We start from the raw sequence: 16462 nt of genomic DNA on the forward strand, positions 1-16462 counted from the left end.
GGTCCGTGAGCGACGAGACCGAGTACCTCCGGCTGGCGTCGGCCGACAACTTCCGCGACGTGGCCGGGACCGGCTACGCGACCCGCGACGGCGGCCAGGTCCGCACCGGCGTGTTCTACCGCTCCAACGACCTGCGCCTGACCGGCGACGACTTCGAGGCGCTGCAGGCGATCGGGTTGAGCGCGGTCATCGACCTGCGCTCCCCCACGGAGATCGCGGTGCACCCGGACCCCGAGGTCCCCGGCGCCGAGAATCTGCACTTCGACGCGATCGGGATCCCGATCGAGCGGCTCTCCAGCCTCACCAGCAGGGCCGAGGCGGTCGCGCTGATGGACGAGGTCTACCGCGGCTTCGTCGTGGAGCAGCACTGCCGGACCGCGTTCGGCGGCGTGCTCCGCCAGCTCGCCACCGGCGGCCCCCAGCTCTTCCACTGCTCGCAGGGCAAGGACCGCACCGGCTGGGTCGCCGCCCTGCTGCTGCACATCGCCGGCGTCGACGACCCGACGATCGAGAGCGACTACCTGCTCACCAACGCCCGCAGCGCCGCTTCACGGGCGCGGGTGGAGGCCGAGATCGAGAAGCACGGCGGGCCCGACCTGGTCGCCGTCTACGAGCCGACGCTCATCGTCGACGTGGAGTACCTCGACGCCGCGTGGGCGGCCGTCGAGCAGCTGTACGGCGACCGGTCGGCGTACCTCCGCGACGGGCTGGGCCTCGACGACGCCACGCTGGTCCGGCTCCGCGAGCTGCTCCGGGACTCCTGATCCCGCGCGGGTCCCCCGCAGTAACACGCCGTCCACCCGACTACCTGTCGCCTTTCAGCACGCCTTCGGCGTGTCGTGCGGCGTGTCGCTACGTGGACGGCGTGTTACAGCACGGCTGGGCCCCGAGCGGGTCCAGCGGCGCGTCCTTCGCGGGCTCGCGGGTGCCGGTGCGTTGCGCGGCCGCCCCGGCGACGACGACCAGCACGATGCCGACGGCCAGGGCCACGCCGACGAGGTCCACGTGACCGTGCCAGGGCTCGGTGAGCAGGACGACGCCGACCAGGGCGAGGGCCGGCCAGGCCAGCGCCTGCCGGCTGTGGCTGCGCACGGCAGCGACGGTCAGCGGACCGAGGAACTCGATCGCGACCGCGGTGCCGAGCGGGATCCGGTCGATCGCGGCCAGCAGGCCCACGGTCATCAGGCCGGTCGCGAGGCCGAGGCCCAGCAGGACCGGGACGTCCTGTCGTCGTACCAACCGCAGCGGCGGCCGGGCCAGCACCAGCAGGAGCAGCGCCCCCCATGCACAGCCGCAGCCAGGCGGTGCCGCCCGAACCGACCCGGTCGATCAGCGACACCGCCAGCGAGGAGCTGAAGCTGGACCGAGAACATGGCGGCAACCGTGATCGCCCACGGTGGTACCCGGTCCGTGCTCATCGTCGCCGCTCTCGGTCCTGGCTCAGCCGAGGAGCTCCCGCTCCGCCGCGATCGTGGTGTCCTCGCCGTGCCCGGTGTGCACGACCGTGTCGCCGGGCAGGTCGAACAGCTTCGCCCTGATCGAGGCCTCGAGCGTGGGCCGGTCGCTGTGGGAGCGGCCGGTCGCGCCGGGACCGCCGTGGAACAGCGTGTCGCCGGTGAAGACGCAGCCCAGGTCCGGCGCGTACAGGCACACCGCCCCGGGCGCGTGTCCCGGCGTGTGGAGCACCTGCAGCGTCGTACCGCCCACCTCGAGGGTCTGGCCGTCGGCGAGGTCGACGTCCCACAGGTACTGGGTGTGGGTCAGCTCCCACAGCGGCTGGTCGTCGGGGTGCAGCAGGATCGGAGCCCCCGCACCGTTGTTGACGGCTTCCCGCAGCGCGGGGGCGACGCGGACGTGGTCGTCGTGGGCGTGGGTGCACACGATCGCCTTCACCCGACGGTCCCCGACCACAGCGAGGATGTCGTCGACGGAGTGGGGGGCGTCGATGACGATGCACTCCTCGTCGTTGCCGACCACCCAGACGTTGTTGTCGACGTCGAAGGTCTCCCCGTCGAGGCTGAACGTGCCCGACGTGACGGCGTGGTCGACCCGGGCGGTCCCAGCTGCCATCAGAGGATCACGACCGAGCGCAGCACGTCGCCGTGGTGCATCTTGTCGAACGCGGCCTCGATGTCGCCGATGCCGATCTCCTCGGTCACGAACGCGTCCAGGTCGAGGCGGCCCTGCTGGTAGAGGTCGACCAGCATCGGGAAGTCCCGGCTGGGCAGGCAGTCGCCGTACCAGCTGGACTTGAGCGCACCGCCGCGACCGAACACGTCGATCAACGGCAGGTCCGGGACCAACATGTCGGGGGTCGGTACGCCGACCAGGACGACCGTGCCGGCCAGGTCGCGGGCGTAGAACGCCTGCTTCCACGTCTCCGGGCGACCGACCGCCTCGACCACCACATCAGCACCCTCCGCGCCGTCATAGACCGACGCGCAGATCCGCTTGATCTCCTCGACCGGGTCGACCTGGCTCGAGTCGACGGTGTGGGTCGCGCCCATCTCACGAGCCTTGGCGAGCTTCTTCGCGTCGATGTCGACCGCGATGATCGGCGACGCGCCCGCGAGGGCGGCGCCCGCGATCGCGGCCACGCCGACACCACCGCAGCCGATGACGGCGATGGACTTCCCGCGGCCCACGGCGCCGGTGTTGATCGCCGCACCGATACCGGCCATCACACCGCAGCCGAGCAGGCCGACCGCGGCCGGGCGGGCCTTGGCGTCGACCTTGGTGCACTGACCGGCCGCGACCAGGGTCTTCTCCGCGAACGCACCGATCCCCAGCGCCGGCGAGAGCTCGGTGCCGGCGTCCGGACCATCAGCCAGCGTCATCCGCTGGGTCGCGTTGTGGGTGTTGAAGCAGTACTGCGCCTCACCCCGCTTGCACGCACGGCACTCACCACACACCGCACGCCAGTTCAGGACCACGAAGTCCCCGGGCGCGACACCGGTGACGTCCGGTCCGACGGCCTCGACGATGCCGGAGGCCTCGTGGCCCAGCAGGAACGGGAAGTCGTCATTGATCCCACCCTCGCGGTAGTGCAGGTCCGTGTGGCACACGCCGCAGGACAACACCTTCACCACCGCCTCGCCCGGACCCGGGTCGGGGACGTTGATCGTCACGACCTCCACCGGCGCCCCCTTGGCCCTGGCGACGACGGCCTTCACCTGCTGACTCATGTACTCCCTCTCCTCACAGATCCAGGACGATCCGCGCGCCGCGGCACCGCGACACGCAGGGCATCATCATCTCGCCGCTCTCGCGCTCCTCGTCGCTGAGGACGTGGTCGCGATGATCCGGCTCGCCTTCCAGGACGACCGTCTCACACGTGCCGCAGACACCCTCCTGGCAGGAGCTGAGCACCCGGATGCCCGCATGGGTGAGGGCGTCCAGCACGGTCTGGTCGGCGGCCACGGGGATCTCGGTGCCGTCGGCGATCTCGACCACGAACGCGTGGTCACCCTCGCGGACGGCGTCCCCGTCGCCGGTGAACCGCTCCAGCACCAGATGGGTGCCGGGGCGGGTCGCGGCGTACTCCTCGAGCGCGGCCAGCAACGGCCCCGGGCCACATGCGTAGACGTCGGCGTCGGCAGCACCGAGCCCGTCGAGCGCGGCGGCCAGGTCGATCGGTCCGCCGTCGGTGTCGACGTGGCGGACCACGCGTTCGCCGTACGACGCCAGCTCGTCGACGTACGCCGCCGCGGCCTCGCTGCGCGCGAGGTGCAGCAGGCTCCAGTCGGCGCCGACAGCCTCGGCTGCCGCCGCCATCGGCAGGATCGGCGTGACCCCGATGCCGCCGGATACGAGCACGATCCGGCGCTCGCCGACGACGAGCTCGAAGTTGTTGCGCGGCGCGGAGGTGACCAGCTCGTCGCCGACCGCGAGGGCGTGGTGGACGTGGCTGGAGCCGCCCCGGCCGTCGGTCTCCTCGAGCACCGCGATCCGCCAGGTGTCGGCGCCGGGCGCCGAGCACAGCGAGTAGGAGCGCGTGAGCTCGTCGGTCAGCACGAGGTCGACGTGGGCGCCGGGCGTCCAGCCGGGCAGCGGCGTACCGTTCACCGGCGCGAGGACCAGCTCGCGGACCCGCTCGGCGACCTGGCGGGCGGCGGTCACCCGGACCCTGACGTCGCCGGTCACGACAGTCCCTCGGCGGTCGCGACGACTGCGCCGGAGTGGACCAGCTCGACGGCCTTGCGCAGCCACGGGTAGAGCACGCGGTCCTGGGTCAGGTGCGCGACCGGCTGGCCCTGCTCGTCCTCGCTGCCGCGGACCAGCGCCCGCACGGCGCGGCTGGTCGGGGCGAGCCCGTCCTCGGTGACCTCGTCCTGCAGGATCCGCAGGTCCAGCGCCTGGGCGGCCATGAGCAGCTCGATGGCGACCACGGCCTCGATGTTGGCGACGACCTGACGGGCGTGCCGGCCGGCGTTGTTGGCCATCGAGACGTGGTCCTCCTGGTTGGCGCAGGTGGGGATCGAGTCGACGGAGTCGGGGTGCGCGAGGGTCTTGCAGTCGGAGACCAGTGCGGCGGCGAGGTACTGCGGGAGCATGTAGCCGCAGTCCATGCCGACCTGCGCGCTGTTGACGAGCATGTCCGGCAGGCCGCGGTTGAGCGTGCCGTCGTCCATCCGGAACAGCCGGCGCTCGGTGATGTTGCCGATCTCGGTGACGGCGATGCTGAGGAAGTCCGCGGCGAAGGCCATGTACTCCGCGTGGAAGTTGCCGCCCGAGACCGCCTTGAGGGGGCGCGGCAGCGCGGGGAAGATCAGCGGGTTGTCGGTGGCGGCGTTCATCTCGTTCTCGACGAGGCCGGCCACGAAGCGCAGCGTGTCGGTGATCGGGCCGAGGACCTGCGGCACGCAGCGCAGCGAGTACGCGTCCTGAGGGGGCTGCCGCACCGGGTCGTGGTCGCGGTCGCCGTCGACCAGGGTCGCGCCCGCGAGCAGCTGGCGGATCCGGGCGGCGACCTCGATCTGGCCCGCCTGGCCGCGGGCCTCGTGCAGCTCGGCGATGAACGCGTCGCCGAAGCCCTTGAGCGCCTCGATCGACATCGCGGCTGTCACCAGGTTGGTGTCGAGCAGGTTCTGGGCGTCGTGCAGCGCGAGCGCGACCTGGGCGCAGGAGAACGACGTGCCGTTGAGCAGCGCCAGGCCCTCCTTCGCGGCGAGCGCGATCCGCTCCAGGCCGGCGTCGGCCATCGCCTGTGCGCCGCTGACGACCCGCTTGCCGTCGACGAGGACCTCGCCGGAGTTCCGGACGTCCTCCTCGGTGCTCTCGCGGCCCTCGACGCCCTTGGTCATCACGACCGCGAGGTGGGCCAGCGGGATCAGGTCGCCGGACGCGCCGAGCGAGCCGTACTCCGGGATCGCCGGGTGCACCCCGGCGTTGAGCATGTCGACGACCAGCCGGGCGACCTCCGGGCGGACGCCGGAGTGGCCCGAGAGCAGGCTGACCGCGCGGATCAGCATGGTCGCGCGGACCAGCTCGCTGTCGACGTACCGACCGATGCCGGAGGCGTTGCTGAGGACCAGGCGGCGCGACAGCTCGGCCGCGTCGGCCGGGTCGGCGAAGGCCTGGCGGCCGGCGAGCGAGCCGAACCCGGTGTTGATCGAGTAGATCGGGCGCTCCAGGCCGGCGGCCTCGACCCACTCCTGGCTGGCACGCAGGCGCTCGTCGACGGCTGCGTCGAGCTCGACGCGGGCGCCGTGGCGGGCGACGGCGACGAGGTCGGTGAGCGTCAGCCGGGCGGTGCCGAGGACGACGACGCGGTCGGGGGTCTGCGTCAGGTGAGCGGTCATGGGCACATCGTCGCGGAGGGCCGCCACACCCCGGCAACGCGGATTCTCATGACGCGGGAACCTTCGTTGTCCGGCGCTTCCGGCCGCTCCTACCGTCCCGCCATGAACATCGCCGACGACCCGTACGACGACGCGAACCTGACCGACCCGTACCCGCTCTTCCAGCGGATGCGCGAGGCCGGTCCGGCCGTGTGGCTGGACACGTACGACGTCGCGGCGTTCTCCCGGTTCGCCGAGGTGCGCGAGATCCTCGTCGACCACGAGACCTTCATCTCCGGGGCCGGTGTCGGGCCCCGGAACTACCACCACCAGCCACCGTGGCGGAAGCCCGGCATCCTCGACTCCGACCCGCCGATGCACACGCCGCTGCGCACGGTGATGGCCGACGTGATCAGCCCGCGCAACATGCGCCCGCTGCGCGCCGGCTTCCAGGAGTTCGCGACGCCGCTGGTCGACAAGCTTCTCGACATGCGGGAGTTCGACGCGATCACCGACCTCGCCGAGCTGTTCCCGATCCGGGTCTTCGGCGACGCGGTCGGCATCCCGCGCGAGGGGCGGGCCGAGAACCTGCTCCCCCACGGCGCGATGAACTTCGCGCAGTTCGGCCCCGAGGACGCCCGCTACGAGCACTACATGAAGGCCGGCGAGCACACCATCGAGTGGACGATGAACAACTGCGCGCGCGAGAACCTCAGCCCCGACGGGCTCGGCGCCAAGATCTGGGCGCACGCGGACGCCGGCGTCGTCGCACCGGAGGAGGCCGCCGTGCTCGTGCGGGCGCTGCTCTCCGCCGGCCTCGACACCACGGTCATCGCGATCGGCAACACCCTGCGCTGCCTGACCGCGAACCCGGACCAGTGGGACCTCGTGCACGCCACGCCCCGGCTGACGAAGTTCGCGATCGACGAGGCGCTGCGCTTCGAGTCACCCTTCCAGTCGTTCTTCCGGACGACGTCGCGCGAGGTGTCGTTCGGCGGCGTGACGCTGCCCCAGGACAGCAAGCTGATCGTCTTCCCCGGCGCCGCGAACCGCGACGTCGAGCGCTTCGGGCCGGACGCCGACCAGTACCGGATCGAGCGCGAGGCCGGCGGCCACCTCACCTTCGGCATGGGCATCCACCAGTGCGTCGGCCAGCCGATCTCCCGCCTGGAGATGGACGTGCTGTTCGGCGAGCTCGCCCAGCGGGTGCGCTCGATCGAGCCCGCCGGCGAGCCGGTGCCCTTCCTGCACAACACGCTGCGCGGGCTCAGCTCGCTGCCGGTGCGTATCGTCCCGGCGTGAGCACTTCCTCGTTCGTCTCCGAGCTGGTCGCCGAGCTCGGTGAACGCTGCCGGGTCATCACGGACGGCGACCTGCTGGCGTCGTACCGACAGGACATGGCGACCGTCGTCCCCGGCGGCCTGCCCGCTGCGGTCGTGCTGCCGCGGACCACGGCGGACGTGTCGGCTGCACTCCGTCTTGCTTCCGAGCACGGCGTGGCGGTGGTGCCGCGCGGCGCGGGCACCTCGCTGGCCGGCGGGGCGAGCGCGATCGAGGGGTGCCTGGTGCTGTCGACCGAGGCCCTCGTGTCGATCAGGTCGTTGGACCCGCTGGACCGGGTCGCCGTCGTCGAGGCCGGTGTCATCAACGCGGCCCTCGACCGGGCCGCGGCCGAGCACGGGCTGATGTTCGCGCCCGACCCGTCGAGCTGGGAGATCTCCACCGTCGGCGGCAACGTCGCGACCAACGCGGGCGGCCTGCGCTGCGTGAAGTACGGGGTCACCCGCCAGTCCGTCCTCGGCCTCGAGGTCGTGCTCGCCGACGGCCGGGTCGTCTCGACCGGGACGCGGACCACCAAGAACGTCGCGGGCTACGACCTGACCGGGCTCCTGGTCGGGTCCGAGGGCACGCTCGGCGTGATCACCGCCGCCACCGTCCGCCTGTCCCGCCGCCCTCCCGTGCCGCCGACGACGGTGGTCGCGGCATTTGACTCGTTGGAGGCTGCTGGCGAGGCGGTCGCCCTTCTCGTCGCCCGCGGGCCGGAGGTGTCGCTGCTGGAGCTGCTCGACGGCACCACCCTGCGCGCCATCGACTCCTGGAAGCGGATGGGCCTGGCGGGCATCGAGGCGATGCTCGTCGTCCAGGTCGACGGGCGGTTCGCTGCCGACGCCGCCTCTGTTGCCGCGTTGTGCGAGGAGGCCGGCGCCGTCGACGAGCCGGCCGTGTCGACGGATCCCAAGGAGTCCGACGAGCTCCTCGCCATCCGCCGCCTCGCCTACCCCGCCGCCGAACAGCTCGGCCAGTGCCTCGTCGAGGACGTCGGCGTACCCGTCTCCCGCCTCCCCGAGATGATCCGCCGCATCGACGCCGCTGCCGCTCGTCACGGCGTGACCGTGCTGACCGTCGCCCACGCCGGCGACGGCAACCTCCACCCCACCTTCGTCTTCGACCACGGCGCTCCCGGGATTCCCCCGGCCGTCGCCGCCGCGGCCGACGAGGTCTTCGCCGCCGCCCTCGAGCTCGACGGCACCATCACCGGCGAGCACGGCGTCGGCGTGCTCAAGGCTGCCTGGCTGGAGCGGCAGGTCGGCGCCGACGCGATGGAGCTGCACCGCGCGGTGAAGCGGGCGTTCGACCCGCTCGGGATCATGAACCCGGGGAAGCTGCTCGCCTGAGCGAAGTAACACGCCGTCCACCCGACTACCCGGCGGTTGTCAGCAGAATCGGCCGCCTTTCGGCCCGATTTCTGCGGAGAAGTGGCACCCAGCCAGGTGGACGGCGTGTTACAGCGGCCATCCCGTGCAGGCCCCCGTGCGGCCGCCCGAGCCAGCCCCGAAGTGGGCGGCCGCGTAGCGGCGGCGCGGACGAAGTCCGTGCCGACAACCGCGCCACCAGCCGACCGCCGACCGCCGACCAGCCACGACATCACCAAGCACGAACGACAGCGGGGATCGGACGTGCCCGTCCGATCCCCGCTCTCACCCTCACCGCCCCGGGCCCTCACTCCCAGGCGGCGAGCACCTCCGCGAGCACCGCTCGCAGGTCCGGGTCACCCACGGTCACCCGGACGCCTTCACCGGCGAAGGGCCGCACGAGCAGTCCGTGGGCGCGGCACAGGTCCGCGAAGTCCGACGCCCGGGAGCCGAGAGGCAGCCAGACGAAGTTCGCCTCCGAGTCCGGTACGACGACACCGCGCCCGCCGAGCAACGCGGCCACCCGCGCGCGCTCGTCGCGGGTGGTCGCCACGCGGGAGGCGAGTACCGACGGGTGGGCGAGCGAGGCCAGGGCGGCGGCGACGGCCACCGACGAGACCGGGAAGGGCGGCAGGACGGAGCGCACCGCGCCCGCGACCTCCGCCGAGGAGACCAGATAGCCCGCCCGCAGGCCGGCGAGGCCGTGCGCCTTGGAGAAGGTGCGCAGCACGGCCACGTTCCCCCGCCGGGTCAGCTCGGGCACGGACAGCGACGCGGGCCGCGAGCGGGCGTCGTACTCCGTGTACGCCTCGTCGAGCACCACCAGCACGTCCGGCGGCACGGCGTCGAGGAACTCGGCCAACGACGACCAGGGCACGACCGTGCCGGTGGGGTTGTTCGGGTTGCAGACGATCACGACTCGCGTCGAGGGCGAGATCGCGGCCACCATCGCCGGCAGGTCATGGGCCCCGTCGAGAAGAGGCACCGACACGGATCGGCCGCCGGCGACCTGCACGCTGAGCGGGTACGCCTCGTACGAGCGCCACGCCATCACGACCTCGTCGCCGGGCCGGAGGTACGCCAGGAGCAGCCGGTCGAGCAGCGGCAGCGCACCGTCCGCCACGGCCACCGCAGCGTCCGAGACCCCCAACGAACCAGCAAGTGCAGCCGAGAGGTCGGCACCGCCGATCAGGGGGTACCGCGTCGCGCCGGAGACCGCAGCGAGCGCCGCGTCCAGCACCGGCCCGGTCAACCCGCCGGGCGCCTCGTTCGAGGACGCCCGGACCCGGACCGGGACCGGCCCCGGCGCCACGGACGAGTACGCCGCCAGGCCCGACAGCTCGGGCCGGGCAGTTGGGGCAACCCTCACGCCAGCACCTTCGACAGGAACGCCTGGGTGCGCGCCTCCCGCGGCCGCTCGAGCACCTCGGCAGGAGGGCCGGACTCGACGACCACGCCGCCGTCCATGAAGTACACGCGGTCCGCGACCTCGCGGGCGAAGCCGAGCTCGTGGGTCACCACGATCATCGTCATCCCGTCGTCGGCGAGCTGCCGCATCACGGCGAGCACGTCGCCGACCAGCTCGGGGTCGAGCGCGGAGGTCGGCTCGTCGAAGAGCATCAGGTCGGGCTGCATCGCCAGCGCCCGGGCGATCGCCACCCGCTGCTGCTGGCCGCCGGAGAGCTGCGAGGGGTAGTTGTCGACCCGGTCGGCGAGCCCGACCCGGTCGAGCAGGGCCCGCGCCCGCCGCTCGACGACCGAGCGCTTCTCCCGGCGGACCACCATCGGCCCCTCCATCACGTTCTCCAGCGCGGTGCGGTGCGCGAAGAGGTTGAAGCCCTGGAAGACCATCCCGATCCCGGAGCGGCGTACGGCGATCTCGCGCTCGTTGAGCTCCTTGAGCTTGTCGCCGTGCGGGCGGTACCCGACCCGGTCGCCACCGACCCACATCTCGCCCCGGTCGAACTTCTCCAGGTGGTTGATGCAGCGCAGGAAGGTGCTCTTGCCGGACCCGGACGGGCCGAGCAGGCAGACCACCTCGCCGCGGGCGACCGACATGTCGATGCCCTTGAGCACCTCGACGTGGCCGAACGACTTGTGCACGTCCCAGGCCTGGAACATCGGCTCCTCGCCGACCTCGACAGCACTCATGCGACTGCCTCCTCCTTGCGCGCGGCGCGGCTGCCCTTGCGGCTGACCCGGTGGTTCGAGAAGCCGCGGCCGAAGTGCCGCTCGATGAAGTACTGACCGACGGAGAGCACCGCCGAGATCGCGAGGTACCAGAGCGCGGCCACGATGAGCAGCGGGATGGTCTGGTAGGTCCGCGAGTAGATGTTGGACGCGGTGGTCATCAGCTCGGTGTAGCCGATCACCAGCACCAGCGCGGTGTGCTTGAGCATGCCGATGGTCTCGTTGCCGGTCGGCGGGATGATCACCCGCATCGCCTGCGGCAGCACGACCCGGCGCATCACCTGCGAGCGCCGCATGCCGACCGCGCTGGCCGCCTCGGCCTGACCGGGCGGCACCGAGAGGATGCCGGAGCGCACGATCTCGCTCATGTACGCCGCCTCGTTGAGCCCGAGGCCCAGCAGCGCCGCAGTGAGCGGCGAGATCAGCTCGTTGGCGCTCCACGACACGCCACCGACGCCGATGGTCGGGTAGAGCGCGGCGAGGAAGTACCAGAACAGCAGCTGCACCAGCAGCGGCGTACCGCGGAAGAACCAGGAGTACGTCCACGCCGCCGACGACAGGATCGGGTTCGGCGAGAGCCGCAGCACGGCGATCACGACGCCGAGCCCGACACCGATCGCCATCGCGGCGGCGGTGAGCATCAGCGTCTTCGCGACGCCCTGCAGGATCGGCTGGGCGAACACGTAGTCGCCCACGACGTCCCACTGGAACCGCTCGTTGCCGATGACCTGGGTGATCCCGCCTGCCACGATCAGGACGACCACCGCGGCCATCGCCCAGCGGGCGGGGTGCCGGGTGGGGAGGACCACCCGGGCGTCCCGCCCGTCCCGTGGAGACACGGGACGGGACGAGGCCGGAGCAGTGTTCTCGGTCACGGGAACCGAGGTCACTGCGTGCCGCCGTTGATGGTGAACTCGTCGATCGCGCCGGTCTCGAGGCCGAACTTCGCCAGCGCCTTGTCGTAGTCACCGTTGTCCTTGAGCGCCTGCAGCGCCTGCTGGACGGCCTTCTGCAGCTCGTCGGTGCCCTTGGCGAACACGATGCCGAACGGCTGCGACTCGTAGGGCTTGCTCATCACGAGGCCCTCGGTCTGCGAGGCGGCGTACGCACCGGGCGCGCTGTCCATCAAGATCGCGTCGACGCGCTCGTTCTGCAGCGCGAGGATGACCTGGTTCTGGCCCGGGAAGACCGTCGCCTTGATCGGGTCCTTGCCGTCGGCCTCGCACTGCTTGGAGGCCTCCTCGGCCTGCGGGACCTCGGTGGTGCCCTTGACGACGGCGACCGTGGTGCCGCACATGTCGGCCAGGGTCGTGTACTTCCCGGCGTCGGCCTCGTGGGTCATGATGCCGGCGCCCGCGGCGAAGTAGTCGACGAAGTCGACCTCCTTCTGGCGCTCGAGGTTGTCGGTCATGGCCGACATCGCCATCTGGTAGCGGCCCGAGGCGAGGCCCGGGATGATCGCGTCGAAGGCGATGTTGTCGAACTCGATGTCGATGCCGAGCTGCTTCTCGAGCCCGTCGGCGATCTCACGGTCGATGCCGAGGACCGTCTTGTTGTCGGTGTCGAGGAACTCGAACGGCGGGTACTCGACGTTGCTCGCGATGGTGATCGACTTCTCGCCCTGCAGGTCCTTCGGGAGGGCGCTGTGCAGCGGGGCGGACTTGTCGTACGACGGCTTCTCGTCGGCCTCGCTGCTGCCGCCACACGCGGACAGCAGGACAGGGAGGGCGAGGGCGAGAGCGGCGGCGGAGAGGGAGAGGTGGCGGGGTCGCGTCATGATGCGGTGCGCTCCTGGCGGCTGGTGGGTGGCGTGGATCACAGGAGGATCCGGCCGCGGAGCAGGCCGCAACAATCGCCGTTCCCACGGCGTGGGAACCCGGCGTTTCGGTGAGGTTATTTCTCGCCTGCGAGCAGGTCGACGCGGTGGTCGTCGTCGTCGAGGAAGCCGCCGTCCTCGACCCGCACGCACTCGCTGCTGGTGATCGCGAAGCCGAGCAACTGCTCGCCGTGCTTGGCCTGGGAGAGCCCGAGCCGGAGGTCGTCGCGACCGAGGTTGGCCCAGGGCCGGGTACCGTCGGTGCCCTCGGTGACGACGGACCAGCCGTCGGCGAGGAGTGCCGCCCGGGCGGTGGCGAACTGGGTCGGGACCTCACCGGGCGTGCCGGCGACCGCACCGCCGCTGCGGTAGGTGACGCCGGGCGCCGGCTCGGACTGGCAGTACTCCGCGACCCCGGTCGCACGGGTGACCTCGAGCCCGGCACCGGCCAACAGGTCGATGACCTCCCGCGTCTGCGCGACCACCGAGTCCTGCAACGTGCTCAGCTCGGCCGCGCCCTTCCGGTCGTCCACGCCGCACCCTCCCAGGGCCAGTACGACGGCCAGCGCCGCCGCAGCAAGGCTACGGAACGTCATCGGCACGGGTGTCCGAGCGCCCCGGGACGTTGGTCGTCGGGTCGCGGTCCTTCTCCGGGTCGACCGCCCACCGCCACCACGGGTCGTAGCTCTGCGCGGCACCGTTGACCTGGTCGCCGTGGCCGTCGACGATCTTGCCGAGGTTGTAGAGCGACTCGGACTCGTGGTCGTAGTAGCGGCTGTGGTCGTCGAAGTTGCGGGTGCCGCCGCGGTCGACCGACTCGGCCTCGAACCGGTGGGCACCGAAGTCCTCGGAGGACGGATCGACGCCGAGCCCGCCGGGGTTGTGGTACCAGCCCTCGTCGCCGAAGAAGGCCACCGCGTCGCGGCTGTTGCGGCCGTCGTAGACGTGGTCGGCGCCGACGCTGAAGTCGGCCGCGGTGTCGGCCGGGCCGGCGCCGGGGCTGCCGATCAGCACGACGTCGTCGGCGGCCAGGCCGTGGTCGACAGCGGCGTACGACGTCGTGGTCGACCCGTAGCTGTGCCCGATCACGGTGAGGTGGGCGGGGTCGTCGGACCGCGAGGCACGCAGCCCCTCGACCGCGTCGGCGAGGCGCTGCCCGCCGTCCTCGGCGCGGCCGGTCGTGATCGTGTCGAGGTCGATCGCGCCCTCGGGGGTGTTGTAGCCGAGCCAGAACAAGGTCGCCACCGATGAGCCGTCGCCGTTGTAGCGGGCCGACTCGTAGAGCCGGATCGCCTCGTCGGTGTAGCCGCCGACGTCGTCCGTCTCGGACGTGATGCCCGGGACCTGCACGGACACGTCGTCCGCGGTGTCGAGGTCGCCGACACCGACCGCGACCCGGCCGTCGCCGTCGAAGGCGGCCGGGTCGTAGAGCCAGAGCGTGCCGCCCGGCTTCTCGCCCGTCGTCGGGTCGACGAAGCCGTCTGCCTTCTCGACGGCCTTCCGGGTGGCGTCGGCGTTGGCCAGCACCTTGCGCTCGGCGTCGGAGATGGTGCCGTCCGCCTCCTTGGCACCCAGCCGCGCGAGGTCGTCGTCGAGCAGCACCCGGTTGGCCTGGTCGCGCGCATCGGCCGGCAGCCCGTCGGCGGACCCGATCACGCCGGGGTAGGCGGCGATGACCGCCTCCCGCTCGGCATCGGTGAGGTGCTCCCACCAGTCGCGCACCTGCGCAGGCGTGGCGCCGGTGCCGGGCGCGCCCGGCTCGTGCATCGCGTCACGCGCCGTCTGCGGTACGCCGCCGTCGGCGGAGAGCCCCTCGGCGAGGGTGTCGGCGGCCTGGAACGCCTGCCGCAGCAGGTCCTCGTTCTCACGGACCCGGCGCTGCAGGGTGTCGTGGTCGGTGACCAGGGTGCCGTAGTCGGTGCGCAGGTCCGTGGCCCGCTCCCGCAGCGCGGCGACCACCTCGGGCGTGGCCTCGGTGGCCGCGTTGATGTCGGTGATCAGCATGGTGCGGCGCTCGTCCAGCCCGCCCTTGCGCTCGAGGAGGGTGTCGTGGGTGGTGGTCAGGTCGCGCAGCGTGTCGGCGTACGCCGCCACGGCCCGCCCCACCCGACGGACCGTCCCGGCCATCGCGGCGTGCTCGGTGGCGGCCTTGCCGGAGGCGACCACGTAGGCGTCGTACGCGACTCCCCACCAGTAGCCGGTGAGGTTGCGCAGCTGGGTGGCCTCCTCGCCGAACTCCTCGTAGCGGGCGGCGGCGGCGTAGAGCGTCTCGGCCAGGGTGTCGCACTGCGCCGCGTCGCCGGGAGGCTCGGGCAGTGTGGCGGGCTGCGAGGCCGGGACCTCGATGGTGACGCTCACAGCTCGGGTCCCAGACGACCGTCGAGCTGGGCGTAGCGCTGGTCGACGCTGTCGTCGGTGGTGAGGAAGTCGTCGGAGGCGGCGGTCAGCGCCTCGGCGAAGCCGCGGGCGATGACGGCGCTCTCGCCGGCGAAGCCCGACCAGCGCTCCAGGAAGAGCGCGCCGGCGGGCTGCACGCTCGGCGGCAGGCCGGAGGTGCTCGCCTCGCCGAGGGAGGTCTTCGAACCGGTCATCAGCTCGTCGAGGTGTTGCCAGTCGCTGATCGACTGGCGCATCAGGCTCAGCTCGAAGCCGGAGATGCTCATCGCGCGCCGTCCAGCAGGTACAGCCCGGAGCGCACGGTCAGGAAGAACCGCCCGGTCGACGGGACCAGGACCAGGTCGAGCTCCTCGCGGCCGCTCCGGGCCGGGCGCCCCGCGAGCACCCGCGGCATTCCGTCGGGCGGGGCGAGCACCCGCCAGCCCTCGTCCCGCAGCGTCTGCGCGGCGCGCTCGATGGCGCCGGTGGCGGTCACCGGGTCGACGGCCAGCAGGGTCCAGGTGGCCTCATGGCGCACCGGGCCGGGCGTCGGGCCGGTGGTCCACCCGGAGCGCTGCTCGTCGGGGACGACGTCCCCGACGACCTGCTGCCAGAGCCCGGCCACGCGGGCCAGGCACTCCGCGGTCGCGTCCTCGACGCTCACCTCGGTCGCGGGCGCATCGGGCACGGCCTCGTCCGGAGCCGCTGCCGGCGGCAGCAGGACCAGCTCGACGTCGGGATGCCGTCGTCGTACCACCGACCAGAACGGGTCGGCGGCCACCCGGGCCGCCGCCTCGGGTCCACCCAGGAAGGCCATGCCCCTCCCTTCCCGAGCCCTCCCGCGACCAAACCGGGAGGCGGTCAGGCGTCGATCTCGACCGACATCTCGGCCGCCGCCGCCCGCAGCAGCCGGGTCGTGCGACGGACCCACTCGACGTTGTCGCAGCGGTCCGACGGCCCGGCGATGGTCAGCGACGCGGCGCACTCGCCGTTGCTGAACACGGGGACGGCGACCGCGATCGCGCCCTCCTTGAACTCGCCGCGCGACACGGCCAGCTGGTCGCGCCGTACCTGCGCGAGCGCCGCCGGCAGCTCGTCGGGCCTGATGGTCGCGGCGGAGTAGCTGACCAGGTTGGCGAGCGCGACCTCGACGATCGGGCGCGGCGCATAGGCGAGGAGCAGGCGCTGGCCGGCTCCGGCGTACAGCGGCAGCAGCTCGTTGATCCGGAACGCGTAGCGGTCGGGGGCGGGCGAGACGGACTGGCGCAGGCAGATGGCGTGCGAGCCCGCGCGTACGGCGAGCACCGCGGTCTCGCCGGTCTGGTAGGTCAGCGTGCGCAGGTACTCCCCCGCGACCTCGGCGAGCCGGGTGTGGGTGAGGTGCTCCCCGGAGATCTCCATCAGCCGCCAGCCCGGGACGTAGACGCCCTGGGACTCCTCGATCAGGCCGTAGTCGCGCAGCGAGCGGACGTAGCGGTACGCCGTGCTGGTGGCGAGCCCGAGCTCCTCGGCGACCTCGGCGACGGTCACCTGGCCGTTGCGGGCGATCGCGATGAGGACGTCGAGTCCGCGGGTGAAGGAGTTCTGCGCCATGGCTGTGGTCGGAC

The 16462-nt window shown here is 72.2% G+C and carries 17 protein-coding genes; 3 read left to right on the plus strand and 14 right to left on the minus strand.

All coding sequences use genetic code 11. The features are described 5' to 3' along the window. Positions 1–5: 5 nt before the first annotated feature. Positions 6–764: a tyrosine-protein phosphatase gene (locus ACZYRU_RS21435; RefSeq protein WP_488959125.1), complete on the plus strand. Its 759-nt coding sequence runs from the start codon at positions 6–8 to the stop codon at positions 762–764. An 88-nt stretch (positions 765–852) separates the two neighbouring features. On the opposite strand, the gene ACZYRU_RS21440 is transcribed toward ACZYRU_RS21435, so the two are convergent. The 5 genes from ACZYRU_RS21440 to ACZYRU_RS21460 form a co-directional block, all read right to left on the minus strand. Continuing rightward, complete coding sequence (locus ACZYRU_RS21440; RefSeq protein WP_488959126.1) at positions 853–1263, minus strand: hypothetical protein; 411 nt, start codon at positions 1261–1263, stop codon at positions 853–855. Positions 1264–1440: 177 nt separating this feature from the next. Continuing rightward, complete coding sequence (locus ACZYRU_RS21445; protein ID WP_488959127.1) at positions 1441–2070, minus strand: MBL fold metallo-hydrolase; 630 nt, start codon at positions 2068–2070, stop codon at positions 1441–1443. Next, entirely contained in the window at positions 2070–3185 is a 1116-nt protein-coding gene (locus ACZYRU_RS21450; RefSeq protein ID WP_488959128.1) for an S-(hydroxymethyl)mycothiol dehydrogenase, read from the minus strand. Before ACZYRU_RS21450 ends, ACZYRU_RS21445 begins: the two co-directional genes overlap by 1 nt. Positions 3186–3198: 13 nt before the next feature. Beyond that, positions 3199–4143 carry a PDR/VanB family oxidoreductase gene (locus tag ACZYRU_RS21455; protein WP_488959129.1) on the minus strand — a complete coding sequence of 315 codons (945 nt, stop codon included), beginning with the start codon at positions 4141–4143 and terminating at the stop codon, positions 3199–3201. Next, positions 4140–5801, minus strand: a complete 1662-nt coding sequence (locus ACZYRU_RS21460; protein WP_488959130.1) for an HAL/PAL/TAL family ammonia-lyase — start codon at positions 5799–5801, stop codon at positions 4140–4142. Before ACZYRU_RS21460 ends, ACZYRU_RS21455 begins: the two co-directional genes overlap by 4 nt. A gap of 102 nt (positions 5802–5903) precedes the next feature. Here ACZYRU_RS21460 and ACZYRU_RS21465 point away from each other — a divergent pair, with 102 nt between their 5' ends. Together ACZYRU_RS21465 and ACZYRU_RS21470 are read left to right on the plus strand one after the other, a co-directional pair. Further along, on the plus strand, positions 5904–7082 hold the full coding sequence (locus ACZYRU_RS21465) for a cytochrome P450 (RefSeq protein ID WP_488959131.1): 1179 nt from the start codon (positions 5904–5906) through the stop codon (positions 7080–7082). Continuing rightward, positions 7079–8455 carry an FAD-binding oxidoreductase gene (locus ACZYRU_RS21470; RefSeq protein WP_488959132.1) on the plus strand — a complete coding sequence of 459 codons (1377 nt, stop codon included), beginning with the start codon at positions 7079–7081 and terminating at the stop codon, positions 8453–8455. Before ACZYRU_RS21465 ends, ACZYRU_RS21470 begins: the two co-directional genes overlap by 4 nt. Positions 8456–8780: 325 nt before the next feature. On the opposite strand, the gene ACZYRU_RS21475 is transcribed toward ACZYRU_RS21470, so the two are convergent. The 9 genes from ACZYRU_RS21475 to ACZYRU_RS21515 all read right to left on the minus strand — a co-directional run bounded on the left by ACZYRU_RS21475 (position 8781) and on the right by ACZYRU_RS21515 (position 16448). Continuing rightward, positions 8781–9842 carry an aminotransferase class I/II-fold pyridoxal phosphate-dependent enzyme gene (locus ACZYRU_RS21475; protein WP_488959133.1) on the minus strand — a complete coding sequence of 354 codons (1062 nt, stop codon included), beginning with the start codon at positions 9840–9842 and terminating at the stop codon, positions 8781–8783. Next, the gene (locus ACZYRU_RS21480) at positions 9839–10624 is read right to left on the minus strand and encodes an amino acid ABC transporter ATP-binding protein (RefSeq protein WP_488959134.1); all 786 of its coding nucleotides are present in this window, start codon (positions 10622–10624) and stop codon (positions 9839–9841) included. Before ACZYRU_RS21480 ends, ACZYRU_RS21475 begins: the two co-directional genes overlap by 4 nt. After that, positions 10621–11472, minus strand: coding sequence for an amino acid ABC transporter permease (locus ACZYRU_RS21485; RefSeq protein WP_488959135.1), 852 nt, complete (start codon positions 11470–11472; stop codon positions 10621–10623). Before ACZYRU_RS21485 ends, ACZYRU_RS21480 begins: the two co-directional genes overlap by 4 nt. A gap of 77 nt (positions 11473–11549) precedes the next feature. Continuing rightward, positions 11550–12440 (minus strand): ABC transporter substrate-binding protein, encoded by an 891-nt coding sequence (locus ACZYRU_RS21490; RefSeq protein ID WP_488959136.1) that lies wholly within the window; start codon positions 12438–12440, stop codon positions 11550–11552. A 116-nt stretch (positions 12441–12556) separates the two neighbouring features. Then, entirely contained in the window at positions 12557–13075 is a 519-nt protein-coding gene (locus ACZYRU_RS21495; protein WP_488959137.1) for a hypothetical protein, read from the minus strand. After that, complete coding sequence (locus ACZYRU_RS21500; protein ID WP_488959138.1) at positions 13062–14837, minus strand: alpha/beta hydrolase; 1776 nt, start codon at positions 14835–14837, stop codon at positions 13062–13064. Before ACZYRU_RS21500 ends, ACZYRU_RS21495 begins: the two co-directional genes overlap by 14 nt. Continuing rightward, positions 14834–15142, minus strand: a complete 309-nt coding sequence (locus tag ACZYRU_RS21505) for a hypothetical protein (protein WP_488959139.1) — start codon at positions 15140–15142, stop codon at positions 14834–14836. The genes ACZYRU_RS21500 and ACZYRU_RS21505 overlap by 4 nt, the downstream gene beginning before the upstream one ends. Beyond that, positions 15139–15672 (minus strand): hypothetical protein, encoded by a 534-nt coding sequence (locus tag ACZYRU_RS21510; protein WP_488959140.1) that lies wholly within the window; start codon positions 15670–15672, stop codon positions 15139–15141. Before ACZYRU_RS21510 ends, ACZYRU_RS21505 begins: the two co-directional genes overlap by 4 nt. A 44-nt stretch (positions 15673–15716) precedes the next feature. Beyond that, positions 15717–16448, minus strand: coding sequence for an IclR family transcriptional regulator (locus ACZYRU_RS21515; RefSeq protein ID WP_488959141.1), 732 nt, complete (start codon positions 16446–16448; stop codon positions 15717–15719). Between the last annotated feature and the right edge of the window lie 14 nt (positions 16449–16462).

The organism is Nocardioides sp. F233, from assembly GCF_057813895.1.

What these genes read in the sequence shown, in the direction of transcription:
- ACZYRU_RS21510 (WP_488959140.1), bottom strand. Translation starts at nt 15,672, where the DNA reads ATGGCCTTCCTGGGTGGACCCGAGGCGGCGGCCCGGGTGGCCGCCGAC.
- ACZYRU_RS21490 (WP_488959136.1), bottom strand. Translation starts at nt 12,440, where the DNA reads ATGACGCGACCCCGCCACCTCTCCCTCTCCGCCGCCGCTCTCGCCCTC.
- ACZYRU_RS21505 (WP_488959139.1), bottom strand. Translation starts at nt 15,142, where the DNA reads ATGAGCATCTCCGGCTTCGAGCTGAGCCTGATGCGCCAGTCGATCAGC.
- ACZYRU_RS21480 (WP_488959134.1), bottom strand. Translation starts at nt 10,624, where the DNA reads ATGAGTGCTGTCGAGGTCGGCGAGGAGCCGATGTTCCAGGCCTGGGAC.
- ACZYRU_RS21495 (WP_488959137.1), bottom strand. Translation starts at nt 13,075, where the DNA reads ATGACGTTCCGTAGCCTTGCTGCGGCGGCGCTGGCCGTCGTACTGGCC.
- ACZYRU_RS21450 (WP_488959128.1), bottom strand. Translation starts at nt 3,185, where the DNA reads ATGAGTCAGCAGGTGAAGGCCGTCGTCGCCAGGGCCAAGGGGGCGCCG.
- ACZYRU_RS21445 (WP_488959127.1), bottom strand. Translation starts at nt 2,070, where the DNA reads ATGGCAGCTGGGACCGCCCGGGTCGACCACGCCGTCACGTCGGGCACG.
- ACZYRU_RS21465 (WP_488959131.1), top strand. Translation starts at nt 5,904, where the DNA reads ATGAACATCGCCGACGACCCGTACGACGACGCGAACCTGACCGACCCG.
- ACZYRU_RS21515 (WP_488959141.1), bottom strand. Translation starts at nt 16,448, where the DNA reads ATGGCGCAGAACTCCTTCACCCGCGGACTCGACGTCCTCATCGCGATC.
- ACZYRU_RS21460 (WP_488959130.1), bottom strand. Translation starts at nt 5,801, where the DNA reads ATGACCGCTCACCTGACGCAGACCCCCGACCGCGTCGTCGTCCTCGGC.